The organism is Nonomuraea sediminis, assembly GCF_018531495.1.
Lineage (GTDB): Bacteria > Actinomycetota > Actinomycetes > Streptosporangiales > Streptosporangiaceae > Nonomuraea > Nonomuraea sediminis.
Genome location: NZ_JAHDTI010000006.1, coordinates 296,523 through 309,657, shown reverse-complemented (window position 1 = coordinate 309,657; position 13,135 = coordinate 296,523). Strand labels below are relative to the sequence as shown.

Annotated in this window: 12 protein-coding genes and 2 rRNA genes; 6 read left to right on the top strand and 8 right to left on the bottom strand. The window is 69.9% G+C overall.

Annotation, left to right across the window (positions count from 1 at the left end):
• Both KIK09_RS28470 and rrf read left to right on the top strand, forming a co-directional pair.
• Positions 1–121, top strand: a 23S ribosomal RNA gene (locus KIK09_RS28470); the annotation flags it as partial.
• Between the two features lie 72 nt (positions 122–193).
• Positions 194–310: ribosomal RNA gene (rrf, locus tag KIK09_RS28465) — 5S ribosomal RNA — on the top strand.
• A gap of 526 nt (positions 311–836) precedes the next feature.
• Here the strand turns inward: rrf and KIK09_RS28460 are convergent.
• A complete protein-coding gene (locus KIK09_RS28460) occupies positions 837–1,463 on the bottom strand; it encodes a LysE family translocator (protein WP_214322438.1) in 627 nt (208 codons plus the stop codon).
• A gap of 83 nt (positions 1,464–1,546) precedes the next feature.
• Here KIK09_RS28460 and KIK09_RS28455 point away from each other — a divergent pair, with 83 nt between their 5' ends.
• Positions 1,547–2,014 carry an Lrp/AsnC family transcriptional regulator gene (locus tag KIK09_RS28455; RefSeq protein WP_214322437.1) on the top strand — a complete coding sequence of 156 codons (468 nt, stop codon included), beginning with the start codon at positions 1,547–1,549 and terminating at the stop codon, positions 2,012–2,014.
• A 364-nt stretch (positions 2,015–2,378) separates the two neighbouring features.
• On the opposite strand, the gene KIK09_RS28450 is transcribed toward KIK09_RS28455, so the two are convergent.
• A complete protein-coding gene (locus KIK09_RS28450; protein WP_214322436.1) occupies positions 2,379–3,857 on the bottom strand; it encodes a phosphodiester glycosidase family protein in 1,479 nt (492 codons plus the stop codon).
• A 264-nt stretch (positions 3,858–4,121) separates the two neighbouring features.
• Between KIK09_RS28450 and KIK09_RS28445 the strand changes: the two genes are divergently transcribed.
• Complete coding sequence (locus tag KIK09_RS28445) at positions 4,122–4,265, top strand: hypothetical protein (RefSeq protein ID WP_214322435.1); 144 nt, start codon at positions 4,122–4,124, stop codon at positions 4,263–4,265.
• A gap of 195 nt (positions 4,266–4,460) precedes the next feature.
• Positions 4,461–5,423, top strand: coding sequence for a tryptophan--tRNA ligase (gene trpS, locus KIK09_RS28440; protein ID WP_214322434.1), 963 nt, complete (start codon positions 4,461–4,463; stop codon positions 5,421–5,423).
• Here the strand turns inward: trpS and KIK09_RS28435 are convergent.
• The 5 genes from KIK09_RS28435 to KIK09_RS28415 all read right to left on the bottom strand — a co-directional run bounded on the left by KIK09_RS28435 (position 5,420) and on the right by KIK09_RS28415 (position 10,900).
• The gene (locus tag KIK09_RS28435; RefSeq protein WP_214322433.1) at positions 5,420–6,439 is read right to left on the bottom strand and encodes a methyltransferase; all 1,020 of its coding nucleotides are present in this window, start codon (positions 6,437–6,439) and stop codon (positions 5,420–5,422) included. The genes trpS and KIK09_RS28435 overlap by 4 nt on opposite strands.
• Before the next feature lie 47 nt (positions 6,440–6,486).
• Positions 6,487–6,864, bottom strand: coding sequence for a cupin domain-containing protein (locus KIK09_RS28430; protein ID WP_214322432.1), 378 nt, complete (start codon positions 6,862–6,864; stop codon positions 6,487–6,489).
• Between the two features lie 18 nt (positions 6,865–6,882).
• The gene (locus KIK09_RS28425) at positions 6,883–8,499 is read right to left on the bottom strand and encodes a PucR family transcriptional regulator (RefSeq protein ID WP_214322431.1); all 1,617 of its coding nucleotides are present in this window, start codon (positions 8,497–8,499) and stop codon (positions 6,883–6,885) included.
• A 79-nt stretch (positions 8,500–8,578) separates the two neighbouring features.
• A complete protein-coding gene (locus KIK09_RS28420) occupies positions 8,579–10,183 on the bottom strand; it encodes an AMP-binding protein (RefSeq protein ID WP_214322430.1) in 1,605 nt (534 codons plus the stop codon).
• Between the two features lie 12 nt (positions 10,184–10,195).
• A complete protein-coding gene (locus KIK09_RS28415) occupies positions 10,196–10,900 on the bottom strand; it encodes a TetR/AcrR family transcriptional regulator (RefSeq protein WP_214322429.1) in 705 nt (234 codons plus the stop codon).
• A gap of 55 nt (positions 10,901–10,955) precedes the next feature.
• On the opposite strand from KIK09_RS28415, the gene KIK09_RS28410 reads away from it, so the two are divergent.
• Positions 10,956–12,401: an MFS transporter gene (locus tag KIK09_RS28410; protein ID WP_214322428.1), complete on the top strand. Its 1,446-nt coding sequence runs from the start codon at positions 10,956–10,958 to the stop codon at positions 12,399–12,401.
• On the opposite strand, the gene KIK09_RS28405 is transcribed toward KIK09_RS28410, so the two are convergent.
• Positions 12,398–13,096 (bottom strand): alternative oxidase, encoded by a 699-nt coding sequence (locus tag KIK09_RS28405; RefSeq protein ID WP_214322427.1) that lies wholly within the window; start codon positions 13,094–13,096, stop codon positions 12,398–12,400. The genes KIK09_RS28410 and KIK09_RS28405 overlap by 4 nt on opposite strands.
• Between the last annotated feature and the right edge of the window lie 39 nt (positions 13,097–13,135).

Here is a 13,135-nt window from a genome sequence, read left to right as displayed (position 1 = left end):
TGAGGTCTCCCACCCTGTGAGGGGGTAAGGCTCCCGGTAGACGACCGGGTTGATAGGCCGGAGGTGGAAGCGCGGTAACGTGTGGAGCTGACCGGTACTAATAGGCCGAGGACTTGACCACAAAGCAGACTCTTTTGAGTTGTTTGCTCGCGTCCACTACGCAATTCTGAGACAACAAATGGTCTCGAGGGGTTGCGGTGGTTATGGCGGGAAGGAAACACCCGGTTACATTCCGAACCCGGAAGTTAAGCTTCTCTGCGCCGATGGTACTGCACTCGGGAGGGTGTGGGAGAGTAGGTCGCCGCCGCACAAATTTTCATACGGAAAGGCCCACCCCGGGCGGGGTGGGCCTTTCCGCGTTTCAGAGGGGTGTTCCTTCGGGGTGGCCCGGGGGCCCCTCCTGCTTCCAGGGCACCGCTCGCGTCTTACGACGTGCTCACACCGGGGCTATCCCAGGCGGTGGCGTTGGCGTGCAGCTCGTTCTGAGGGCCGTCCACTATGGGCGGCCCTTTCCTGGTTTCGGGCGTCGCTCGCGTCTCGCGACGTGTTCCCCACCGGGCCGGCCTGGCGGTGGGGCGGGTTGGGCAGCGTTCCCCGCGGGGCTGTCCACGGTGTGGGCGGCCCTTTCGTGCTTCCGGGGCGCCGCTCGCGTCTTGCGACGTGGCCGCCAGGGGGCAGTCCCATGCGGTTGGCGTGGCGGGGCAGGTCCCTGCGGGCCGTCCGCGTGGTGGCTGGCCCTTTCGCGGTTCCGGGGCGCTGGGCGCGTCCTGTGGCGTGGTCGCAGTGGAGCCGGGCCAGGTCGTGGGGTGGTTGGGTTTGTGGGGCTGGGGTGGGGGCTAGTTGGGGCGGAGGGTTACTGCGGAGACCACCAGGAGCATTACGCCTGAGAGGGCGGTCATGCGGCGGGCGGCCTTGGGGGTTCTGGTGAAGGTGCGGCCTATTCGGGCGACCGTCACGGCGAAGAGGGCGTAGAGCGTGCCGCAGCACACCACGTGGAGCAGGCCGAGGGCGAGGAGTTGGAGGCCGACCGGCATCGGTGCGTCGGGGGTGATGAACTGCGGTATCAGGGACAGGTAGAGCAGGAGGCCCTTGGGGTTGAGCAGGGCGGTGAGCAGGCTCTGGCGGAGCACCGTTCCCGTGCTTTCGGGGGCCAGTTCCGTGGGGACCGCTCCTGAGCGGCGCAGGGTCAGCAGGGTGCGTACCGCCAGGAAGGCCAGGTAGGCGGCGCCGCCGTACCTGATGATGGGCAGGGCGGCGGGGACGGCGCGCAGGAGCGCGACGAGGCCGGCCGCGGCGAGGAAGCTGTGGATGACATAGCCGGAGCTGATGCCCGCGACGGCGGTGAGCCCGGCGCGGCGGCCCTGGCCGAGGCTGCGGGCCACGATGTAGAGGAAGTCCGGTCCTGGCGTGAGGATCAGCAGGAGGTCCACGCCCAGGAACAGGACGATCGCGTGGGTGTCCATACCCCTGACCGTAGGACGATCGGGTTGGCAGCCGATGACCGATCGCGGCCGGAACGAGGGGGGCAGTGGCAGGATATTGCGCTATGGACCGGATCGATCGCAGGATCCTGCGCGAGCTGGAGGAGGACGGGCGGCTGAGCAACACCGAGCTCGCCGACCGGGTGGGGCTGACGCCGTCGCCGTGCCTGCGGAGGGTGCGGGCGCTGGAGGAGTCGGGCGTGATCCGCGGCTACCGGGCGCTGCTTGACGGGGCGGCGGTGGGGGCGGGGTTCCTGTCGTTCGTCACGGTGGTGATGAGGTACGAGGATCACGACACCATCGCCGAGTTCGAGCGGACGGTGGCGGAGATCCCCGAGGTCGTGGAGGCCCATCGGCTCTTCGGGGATCCCGACTACCTGCTGCGGATCGCGGTGGCGGACCTGGAAGCGTACGAGCGGCTGCGCACGGACGTCCTGCTGAACCTCCCCGGGGTCGCCCAACTCACCTCGCACCTGGCGATGAAGTCAGTCAAACCCGACCGCGGCTACCTCCCCGACCGCGCCCGCACCTAGGGAACGGTCGCGACGAAGTGCTCACGTGGGGCGACGTGGGTCCCGGGAGGAAAGCGAGGTCCTTTGCGATCTGCGCCAGATGGTGTCCTCGCAGGACGACATGGGTCCCGACGAGGGTTCGGCGAGGTGCGGCGACGTTGATCTCGCGCGCGGTGGTGTGCTTGCAGGACGACGAGGGTTCGGCGAGGTGCTTACGCGGGTGACGTTGACCGCGCGCTGGGTGCCGTCCCGCGGGAGGATGTGGGGTCCGAAGCGGATGCGGGCGAGGTGCTTACGCGGGGCGATGTTGATTGCGCGTGGGGAGGCTGCCCTCGCGGACCCCGTGCCCTCGCGGAGGTGGGTGGGGTCCGCGAGGGCGTGGGGGTTACTGCGGGAGGACGAGGAGGGCGTCGCCGACGCCGCGTTCCTTGCCGTCCGAGGGGTGGTTGGCGACCTTGTCCTTGACCACCATCGCCGTCGAGCCGCCGCCGTCGAGGTTGACCGCCTGCACGGCGCCGAGCCAGCGCATCAGCTGCGCCGCCTCCGGGAAGTTGGCTCCGATCGACTGCCCGGGCTGCCGCCCGTCGACCGCGGCGAGGATGAGGCTGCCGTTGCGGGTGACCCCGAGCAGGGTGCGCGGGTGCCGGCGCAGGATCATGTTGATGTTGTCCTGCCCGTCCCGCTTGGCCGTGATCTTCACGTGGCCGTTGCGCACGAGCCCGCCGTAGCCGGCGATGACGTTGAGGTCTGGCGTGAGCTTGAGCGCGCGCCCCTTGCGCAGGTCGGTCACCTTGGTGTCGACCTTCACGGTCCAGTCCTGCCAGGCGTGCTCGTTCAGCCAGTCGGAGGCCACGCCCGAGCCGTGCAGCACCCGCGTGCCGGCGGCGATGTCGGCCCCGGAGGCGCGCAGCCCGACGACCTTGCCGTTGGCGTCGAGCACCGCGTCGGTGCCGCCGTCGGCGGGCGTCTTGGCGCCGTACTCCTCGGTGTAGAGGACCAGCTCGTCGGTCGCCGCCGCCCGGTTGACGCCGTTGACCGGCTGCTTGGCGCCGTCCTGAGAGATGGCCGTGACGCTCGTCTTGAGCTCGGTGATGCGTGCCGTACGGCCCTGCAGCACGACGGCCGAGCGCCCGGGGATCGCCTCGCTGAGCAGCTTGCCGTTGACGACGGACGCGCCGACCGGCTCGCCGCGCAGTTCCTTGGCCGTGTGGATGTTGAAGAAGCCGCCGTTGACGCCCACGATGGCGCCGCGTGCCTTGGCCATCTCCGACACGGTCTCCCGCTTGGCGACGCTGGTGCCGATGCTGGAGACGTAGGAGCCCTTGAACGTCTTGGCATCGATCATCACGACGTGCACGTTCCACGGGCCGGTGGTCTTCAGCCCGTCGTCGCCCAGGTAGTCGACCCGCGACTTCACGCCGGCGTCGTTGAGCTTCTTGGCCGTCTCGGCGGCCTTCGCCTTGTCCTTGAAGGCCCACAGCCCCACCCGGACCATGTAGACCACCTGTTCGGGCGCGTCGGCGACGCGCGGGCGCACGACCCGTTGCACGCTGGGCGTCTCGCCGGCGGCCTCGACCTCGGAGGCCTTGGTCTCGGCCGTGGTCTGCTGGCCGTAGTCGCGGCCGCTGGGCATCAAGACGGTCACCGTGTAGCCGTCGGTGGACTTTCCGGCCGTCAGGTCGTACTCGTCGACACCGGGCACCACCGCCGTCAGCTTCTTGTCCGGCACGGACGGGACACCGAGCGGGAACTTGGAGGTGGGAAACTGCACCGCCTGCTGGGACGCGGAGGCGGCAAGAGGCACGGCGGAAACCGTGAGCGCGGCGGCCAGGGACAGGGCCCCCGCGAGAGTGCGTCGGGACATGAAATCTCCAGAGGGTGGAAAACAACCGATCCATCCTGGCGAGATCAAGGTCCACAAGGGGTGCGAAACGCCCGGCGGTTATGGGATTGACATCCCAGCGATCACACCGTGATCATCTCGTGATTGACTGGGCGGCGGTCAAATGGGGCAGTCCACCGCATTCGCCTGCGCAAACCGAGCACGTGGGGTTACCTTTCGGTAGGCCGCAATTCGAGCGGCAGACCATCCCGAGAGGCAGCCGTCATGGGGCTGAGTATCCTCCTTGTGATCTTTGCGAGCGTGGTCCTGGGTTTCATCCTGGGCGCGTTCGTGGCGCGTCCGCGCCGGTGGGATCTGTACATCTGCGCCGACGACACGATCCACGCCGAGTCCGTCCACGCTGACGCCGCCCACGATCACAACGGCTAACGCCCGTGCGCAAGCCGTACCGACGGACGTACGGCTTGCGCCGGCACGCCGTACACTGGGACGCGTGACACGCATCAGCATGTGGTGGCGGCCGCCAGACGGCCGCTGACATCCGCATGCGCACGGGCCGTCCATCGAGGGCGGGCCCGGCGTGGGTTCTCTCCAGGACGGCGTAACGGAGGGAGAGACCACGTCATGCGACACACCGTTCTGACCGGCGACCGGCCTACCGGGCTGCTCCATCTGGGCCACTACTTCGGCACGCTGGCCAACCGGGTCAAGCTGCAGCACGAGCACACGATGTACGTGCTGGTCGCCGACTACCAGGTGATCACCGACAGGGACCTGCCTGGCGAGATCCAGCAGCACATCACCGGGCTGCTGCTGGACTACCTGGCGGTCGGCCTGGACCCGGCCAAGGTGACGATCTTCCAGCACAGCGCGATACCCGAACTGAACCAGCTGCTGCTGCCTTTCCTGAGCCTGGTGTCGATGGCGGAGCTGAGCCGCAATCCGACCGTGAAGGATGAGATCGCGCACAGCAGGCAGAAGGCGGTGAGCGGGCTGATGTTCACCTATCCGGTGCACCAGGCCGCCGACATCCTGTTCTGCAAGGGCACGCTGGTGCCGGTCGGGAAGGACCAGGGACCGCACGTGGAGGTGACGCGGCTGGTGGCGCGCCGCTTCAACGAGCGCTACGCGCCCGTCTTCCCCGTGCCGGAGTTGCTGCTCGGCGAGGCGCCGGTGCTGCGCGGCCTGGACGGCGGCAAGATGAGCAAGAGCCGGGGCAACGCGATCCCCCTGTCGGCCACCGCCGACGAGACCGCGGCGCTGATCCGCAGGGCCCGCACCGACGCCGACCGCCTGATCACCTTCGACGAGGACAACCGGCCCGAAGTGGCGGGCCTGCTGACATTGGCGGGCCTGTGCCTGGGCCGCTCACCCGCCGAGATCGCCGACGAGATCGGGTACGGCGGCGCCGCCGAGTTGAAGAAGACGGTCACCGAGGCGGTCAACGAGTTCCTGGCGCCGATCCGGCGGCGGCGGGCCGAGATCAGCGAGGCGGATGCCCGCGATGTCCTGCGTGCGGGCAACACCCGGGCCCGCGAGCGTGCCGTCGCGACGCTCGACGAGGTCAGGGACGCGATGGGGTTCTAGCGGGTGGCGATGGCGAGCTCGGAGGCGGGCGCGCGCGGTGGACGGCGATGGCGGGGGCGGCTGAAGCCCGCCCCGGCCACCAGTCGCGCCACCTCGCCGAACGAGCGGATGCCCGCGCCGCCGGCGATGAGGTAGTTGAGGTCGAGCAGGTCCAGCAGCGTACGGCTGGCGCGGCCGGGCATCGCGCCGCGGAACTGGTCCCCGATCACCAGCACCCCACCCGGGTTGAGCGCCCGCGCGACCCGGGTGAGCAGCCCGGTCACCTCGGCGTCGTCGAGGCCGTGGATGACGTTGAACAGCAGCGCCACGTCATACCCTTCGCCCAGGTCCTCCACGAGGAACGAACCGGCCCGAAGCGTGATGCGGGGATGCGGCCTGGCGGAGGCCAGCGCCGTCGGCAGGTCGATCACCGTGGAGCGCAGCAGCGGATGCCGCTCGAGCAGCGCCATGCTGTAGGCGGTGTGGCTGCCGCCCAGGTCGAGCACGTGCCGGGCGTCGCGGTGCACGGGGATGGCCCGGACCGTGGCGGGCCCCTGGCGCCGGGCCACGGCCGAGGTCCACGCCTGGAAGGAGCGCGAGAGCGCCGGGTCGTTCTCGGTCAGCGTGTAGAACGGCACCTCGGGGGAGCCGTCACGGGCCGCCTTCTCCAGGCCGCGCCAGAAGTCGGTGGCGCAACGTTCCCAGAAGTCGAGCCCCTCGGCCAGGCACATGGGCGAGTCGGCGCACAGCCAGATCTTCGCGGTCCTGGTCAGGCGGTAGACGCCGCGGCGCTCCTTGACGTAGCCGAGGCCGCGCAGCGCGCGCAGCATCGCCTCCGCCGCGCGCGGCGCCAGCCCGAGCGACCCGGCCAGCCGGGACGGCGACATGGGCGTGGACCGCAGCGCGTCGAAGATCCCCAGCCGGACCCCGGCGACCAGCGTGTGGAACCCGAGCACGCCGAAGTAGTCGGCGAGCATCGGCGGCACGACCGACAGCCGGAAGGCCGCGGCCTCCACCGGGTTCGGAAAGAGCGGCATACCACGACGGTAGGCCGACGTTCAGGAAATGCCAGAGTAGGGGCTACTCAACCCGCCGACTGGTACACCTTCCGCAGGGTCTCATGGACGATCCACGTGGTGCGCGCCCCCTTGGCCAGCAGCGCCACGTCCCCGGGACCCACCTCGATCGTGGCCCCGCCCTCGACCGCGATCGTGGCCCGTCCTGACAGCACGACGAACATCTCGTCGGTCTCCACGTCCGTCACCACCCCGGGCGTGATCTCCCAGATGCCGCGCCCGCCGCCCAGGTCGAGGTACGACGTGGTGGGCTCGCCGGCGGCGATCTGCGACGGATCCAGCTCGTCGAGGGTCAGCTGCACCTCGTGGACGGGTACGGCGAACGCCCCCGCGGTGGTCAGCATGCGGGCGAGATCGTCGGGCTCGGGCACGAGAACGTCGGACATGTTGCTCTTTCGTGTAGATCAGCGGGTTTCCCGGCGGAACGACTCCAGCGCCAGCAGCGCCACGTGCAGCGACAGGCACGACTCGACGTCGTCCAGGTCGGTGTCGAGGATGCGTTCCAGACGGCGCAGCCTGTCGTAGAAGGCGGGCCGTGACAGGTGCGCCTTCTGCGCGGCCACGGCCTTGTTGCGCCCGGCGTCCAGATAGACGCGCAGGATCCGGGTCAGGTCGCCGCCGCGCTGGGCGTCGTGGGCCAGCAGCGGCCCGAGTTCCCGCTCGGCGAACGTCTGCAGCCTGGCGTCGTCGCGCAGCAGGTGGAGCAGCCCGCGCAGGCGCAGGTCGGGCAGGCGGTAGTACGGCCTGCCGTCGGGCTGGCGGACGGCCACGTCGGCCACCTGCTCGGCCTCCAGGAAGCTGCGCCGTACGTCCTTGATGGACTCCACGACGGAGCCGGCGGCCAGCACGAAGGCGATGCCGGGCTTCCAGAGCAGGCGCAGCCGCTCGGCCAGGGCGGTCAGCGCGGGCTCGGCGGTGGTGCGCGGCGGCAGCGGCAGCAGCACGCCCACCCTGTCCTGGTCCAGCGCGCCCACCAGCGCGGGCAGGCGGGCGTCGCGGCAGGCGGCGGCGGTCGCCTCGGCCAGCTCGCCGAGCTGGGCCTGCCCGTCGAGCGCCTGCTCGACGGGCTCGGTGGGGCGGATGACCACGCTGATGAGCTTGCGGCCGGTGAGCGGGACGCCGACGGCGCGGGCGCGGGCGGCCGCCTCGTCGGGGTCGGAGTAGGCGTGGGTGAGGATGCCGGTGATGATCGTGCCGTGTGCCTGGCGTTCCAGGGATTCCTGGTGGCGTTCGAGCAGGCGGCCCAGCGCCAGCGTGGTGGCGGCCCGCTCGGCCAGCACCAGGTCGCGCGGCGTGGGCGGCGCGTCGCACAGCAGGATGAGCCGTCCCCAGTCCTGGCCGCGCGCGCCGACCGTGGTGACCAGCCAGCCGGAGGCGGGGTCGAAGGCGGTCCGCTCGGCCGGTGACACGGCCCGCGACCTGGTCTCCCAGCCGGCCAGCAGCGCGCCGATGTCGCGGCCCGCGGACTCGCAGGCCAGCACCTGGTGGGCGAGGTTCTCCAGCAGGACGGGCCGGTTGGAGAGCCTGGCCACCTGCGCGAGCACCTCGGCGGGCGAGGCGCCCTCGACGGACAGCTCGGTGAAGACCTCGTGCAGCTGCTCGGAGGCGCGCAGCTCCTCCAGCTGGATGTCGATGATCCTGGCGTGCACGGACTCGGTGATCTGCACGAACGGCGTCTCGCGGGCCAGCACGATCAGCGGCAGCCCGTGCTCCTCGGCCGCCTTCACCACGCTCCTGGGCAGCTCGCGGACGAAGCGCCTGCCCAGCTCGACGATCAGCCCGGAGGCGCCGACGGCCGCCAGCTCGCCGATGTAGTCGGCGAGCTTGTCCGGATCCTCGGGCAGCGCGACGCCGGTCGTCAGCACGAGCTCACCGCCGCGCAGCAGATGCGCGATGTCGGCGATCTCGCCCACATGCACCCACCGCACCCGCGTGTCGAGCCGGTCGGCGCCCGCGACCACGCGCGGATTGCCCCGGCGCACGGTCTCCAGGGCGAGCACATCGGCAACGGTGGGTAGCACAAAAAAAGACTATCCGATCAGCCTGTAAAATCGTCTATGTAACCATTTACAGGTTGTTGCCCATACCTTTACTGACCGTTCACTCCGTGTACTCGACTCCAGGGTGCTGCTCCCGCAGTTCCACGCGGCGGATCTTGCCGGAGATGGTCTTGGGCAGGTCGCCGAACTCCAGCTTGCGGATCCGCTTGTAGGGGGCCAGGTTCTCCCTGCAGTAGGCCAGGATCGCCCGCGCCAGGTCCTCCGACGGCTCGTAGCCGGCCGCCAGCAGCACATAGGCCTTCGGTACGGCCAGCCGCACCGGATCCGGCGCGGGCACCACGGCGGCCTCCGCCACGGCCTCGTGCTCGAGCAGCACGCTCTCCAGCTCGAACGGCGAGATCCGGTAGTCCGAGGCCTTGAACACGTCGTCCGTCCGGCCCACGTAGGTGATGTAGCCGTCGGCGTCCCGGGTGGCCACGTCCCCGGTGTGGTAGTAGCCGTCGCCCGCCGTCAGGTCCCGCCCGACGTACCCGGCCATGAGCCCGGCGGGGCGGTTGCCGCCGAGCGGCAGGCAGATCTCCCCGTCGTCGCCCGGCACGCCGGTGATCGGGTCGACCAGCGTGACGTCGTACCCGGGCAGCGGGCGGCCCATGGATCCGGGCTTGACCGTCTCGCCGGGGACGTTGCCGATCTGGGCGGTGGTCTCGGTCTGGCCGTAGCCGTCGCGGATCGTGATGCCCCACGCCTTGGCCACCTGGTCGATGATCTCCGGGTTGAGCGGCTCACCGGCGGCGACAGCCGTACGCAGGGGGAGCTGCCAGGCGGTCAGGTCCTCCTGGATGAGCATGCGCCACACGGTCGGCGGGGCGCAGAACGTGCTGACGCCCTCGTCGCGCAGCACCTCGAGCAGCTTCGGCGCGGAGAAGCGCTGGTAGTCGTGGATGAGCACGGTCGCCCCCGCGTTCCACGGGGCGAAGACGTTGCTCCAGGCGTGCTTGGCCCAGCCGGGCGAGGAGATGTTGAGGTGCACGTCGCCGGGCTTGATGCCGATCCAGAACATTGTCGACAGGTGGCCGACCGGGTAGGAGACGTGCGTGTGCTCGACCAGCTTGGGCTGGGAGGTGGTGCCCGAGGTGAAGTAGAGCATCATCGTGTCGCCCGCCCGGGTGGGGGCGTCGGGGGCGAAGGCGGTGCCGGCGTCGTAGGCCTCGCGGTAGGGCAGCCAGCCGTCCGCGTCGCCCACCGCGATGCGGGTGTAGTCGCCGGGGCCGAACTTGGCGGCGTCCGCGGCGTTGGCGATGGCGTGCGCCACCTGACCGCGCTCGATCCGCTCGGTGATGTCCTTGGCGGTGAGCAGCGTGGTGGCCGGGATGATGACCGCGCCGAGCTTGACGGCCGCCAGCATCGACTCCCACAGCTCGGCCTGGTTGCCCAGCATGAGCAGGATCCGGTCGCCGCGCCGTACGCCCTGGGCGCGCAGCCAGTTGGCCACCTGGTTGGAGCGCGCCGACAGCTCGGCGAACGTGAACGTCTCCCTGCCGACGATCTTCAACGCCACGGCGTCGGGCGTCTCGGTGGCGAGCACGCCGTCGAACCAGTCGAGCGCCCAGTTGAACTCCTCGAAGGAGGGCCAGCGGAAGTCGCGGCGGGCGGTGGCGTAGTCAGCCTGAAGCAGGAGGTCACGTGCGGACCGGAATTCGTCCATGTCCGGATCCTGCTACGTCGCCAGCCGCCTCTCAAGACCGTCGAGCACGGAGACGAGCCCGAAGTCGAAGGCCATCGCCCTGGCCACGTTCGGATCCTCGTAGATGATCCGCACCCGCTCCATGAGGTCCGGATAGCCCTCCGCGGCCTTCACGACCTTCGCGCGCACCTCATCCTCGTCGTACTCGACGTCGGCCGTCGTGCTGTTCCACGCGACCTCGGGGATCGTGAAGCCGTAGACGTAGGAGGTGAGCGTGGCGCCCGCGAAGTCGATGTCCATCCCGGTGAAGCCCGCGAGCCTGAACATTCTGTGCATCTGGTCGGACACCTGCAGCGCGTTGGGTCCGAGCGCGGGCATGCGGCCGATGAGGTCGGCCGACCAAGGGTGGCGCAGGATCACCTGGCGCATGTTGTGCGCCAGCGCGGAGGCAACCTCGCGCCAATGGATGTGCTCGGGGTCGCCGACGCTCATCTCGCCCCAGATCTCGTCGTAGACCAGCTCGAGCAGTTCGTCCTTGTTGGCCACGTACCAGTAGAGGCTGGTGGCGCCCGCCATCAGCCTGGCGCCCAGCTTGCGCATGCTGAGGCCGTCGCGGCCCTCCTCGTCGAGCAGTTCCATCGCCGCGGCGACGATCTCCTCGCGGCTGCGGCCAGGGCTGCTGGCCTTGCGCGGCCCGCTCTCGCGGAACCAGACGGAGCTGAACTGCTTGGCGGTCATGCCCTCAGGATAAATCAACTCGCACACTGTACGAGTCTTGTCGTACAGTGTGCGAGTGGACTCGAACACTGTACGAGACCCCCGTCGCTGGTGGGTGCTCGTCGTACTCTGCTTGTCGCTGCTCGTGCTGGCCGTCGACGGGACCGTGCTGAACCTGGCCATCCCCTCCCTGATCAGGGATCTCGGCGCCACGCCCGCCGATGTCCAGTGGATCCTGGACGCCTATGTGCTGGTCTTCGCCGGGCTGCTGCTGACCTCGGGAAGCCTGTCCGACCGGTACGGCCGGCGGCGGTTCCTGGTGATCGGGCTGGCCTTCTTCGGCGGTGCGTCGGTGCTGGCCGTACTGGCCTCCGCGCCCTGGGAGCTGATCGGGGCCAGGGCCCTGATGGGCGTGGGCGGGTCGCTGCTGATGCCCTCCACGCTGTCGATCCTGATGACCGTCTTCGACGAGCAGGAGCGGCGCAAGGCGATGGCCATCTGGAGCGCGGTGGCCATGGTCGGCGTGATCGCCGGGCCCACGCTGGGCGGCTTCCTGCTCCAGCACTACTGGTGGGGGTCGGTCTTCCTGCTCAACATCCCGATAGCGGCGCTGGCGATCGTGGCCGCCTTCGTGCTGATGCCGGAGACGCGCTCGACCGGGCGGAAGATCGACCCGGTCGGCGTGGTCCTGTCGATCGTCGGGCTGACCTCGGCCGTCTACGTCATCATCGAGCGCGAGTGGAACATCCCCGTCATCGCGCTGGCCGTGCTCGCGCTCGGCGCCTTCGTGCTGTGGGAGCGGCGCTCGGAGCACCCGATGCTGCCGCTGGAGCTCTACCGCAACCGCAACTTCAGCGGGTCGTCCTTCTCGATCCTGCTGATGTCGTTCGGAGCCGGCGCGGTGATGCTGATGCTGACCCAGTACCTGCAGTTCGTGCTCGGGTACGGGCCCATGCAGGCCGGGCTCGGGCTGCTGCCCTACGCCGTGGCGGCCGCGCTGTTCAACGCCGTCGGCGCGGGGCTGGGGCAGAAGGTGAGCAACCGGGTGCTGATCGGGGTCGGGCTCGCGGTGATGGCCGGGGGATTCGTGGTGATGGCGACCACCACGGGCTACTGGCCGCTGCTGGTCGGACTGCTGATCATGGGGGTGGGAGGTGGGCTGGCGGGGCCCGCCGCCTACGCCACGCTCATGGGGGCGATCCCGCTGGAGCACGCCGGTGTCGGGTCGGCGCTCAACGACACCGTCCAGCAGGTCGGCATGGCCATGAGCATCGCCATCCTCGGCAGCGTGCTGGCCGGGGTGTTCACCTCCGCCATGCCCGCCGACGCCCCGGCCGCCGCCAGGGACTCGATCGGCGGGGCCTTCAAGCTCGGCTTCGCCGAGCCCGCCAAGCTGGCCTACACCGACGCCATGCACGTGGGCGCCTGGGTGGGTGCGGCCTTCTGCGTGGCGGCCGCGCTGCTCGCCCTCTCGGTGCTCCGCTCGGCCGCCCCTGCCGAGAAGGAGCCCGTCGCCGCCTAGCGGATGCGGGGCTCGCGCATGGCCTCCAGGCTGTCGAGCTTGTGCACGCGCTCGTCGTGGCCGACCTGCCGCAGCAGGTCGGCCACCGAGCGGTAGCGGCCGTACTCGGCGGCGTAGGTGCCGGGGTCGGGCACGAAGTCCAGGTCCGGGTTCTCGGCCACGAAGGTCATGTACGAGTGCTCGGCGTGGTCCTCGAACTCGGCGTTCAGCCGGTAGCTCGCCTTCGGGTAGATCAGGAACAGCGCCCACGAGACGTGGTAGTAGAAGAAGGCGATCAGCCACGGCGCCACCCTGTGCAGCAGCCAGTTGCGCCTGAGACCCTGCCGGTCGATCAGGTCCTCCATGATCAGCAGGTGGAACTGCTCGTTGTCCTGGTCGGCGCGGGCCTCCACGATCCGCTCGTGCACCCGTCTGGCCAGCGCCGAGCGGGTTCTGAAGCGGTGCACCGCCCAGTAGCCCATGCGCTCCCAGGCCTGGTACGGCACGCGGGCGATGATCTCGAGCATCGCGAACTTGGTGAACGAACCCTGCTTGCCGTACAGGATGTCGACCGGCTTGAACATCAGCTGGGCGAGCAGGCTGTACTTCATGCGCGGGGTGTCCAGCGTGTCCTGCTGGGCGCGGCGCAGCTGCTCGCGGTCGAGCTTGGGCGGGCCGGGGTAGGTGACGGGGGCGCGGTCCAGGGTGACGGTCATGTCGGATCTCCTCGGGTTCGAAGTGGATGATCCGATCGT

Coding starts and splice junctions, on each gene's coding strand:
- KIK09_RS28460 (WP_214322438.1), bottom strand. CDS start 1,463: ATGGACACCCACGCGATCGTCCTGTTCCTGGGCGTGGACCTCCTGCTG.
- KIK09_RS28455 (WP_214322437.1), top strand. CDS start 1,547: ATGGACCGGATCGATCGCAGGATCCTGCGCGAGCTGGAGGAGGACGGG.
- KIK09_RS28450 (WP_214322436.1), bottom strand. CDS start 3,857: ATGTCCCGACGCACTCTCGCGGGGGCCCTGTCCCTGGCCGCCGCGCTC.
- trpS (WP_214322434.1), top strand. CDS start 4,461: ATGCGACACACCGTTCTGACCGGCGACCGGCCTACCGGGCTGCTCCAT.
- KIK09_RS28435 (WP_214322433.1), bottom strand. CDS start 6,439: ATGCCGCTCTTTCCGAACCCGGTGGAGGCCGCGGCCTTCCGGCTGTCG.
- KIK09_RS28430 (WP_214322432.1), bottom strand. CDS start 6,864: ATGTCCGACGTTCTCGTGCCCGAGCCCGACGATCTCGCCCGCATGCTG.
- KIK09_RS28420 (WP_214322430.1), bottom strand. CDS start 10,183: ATGGACGAATTCCGGTCCGCACGTGACCTCCTGCTTCAGGCTGACTAC.
- KIK09_RS28415 (WP_214322429.1), bottom strand. CDS start 10,900: ATGACCGCCAAGCAGTTCAGCTCCGTCTGGTTCCGCGAGAGCGGGCCG.
- KIK09_RS28405 (WP_214322427.1), bottom strand. CDS start 13,096: ATGACCGTCACCCTGGACCGCGCCCCCGTCACCTACCCCGGCCCGCCC.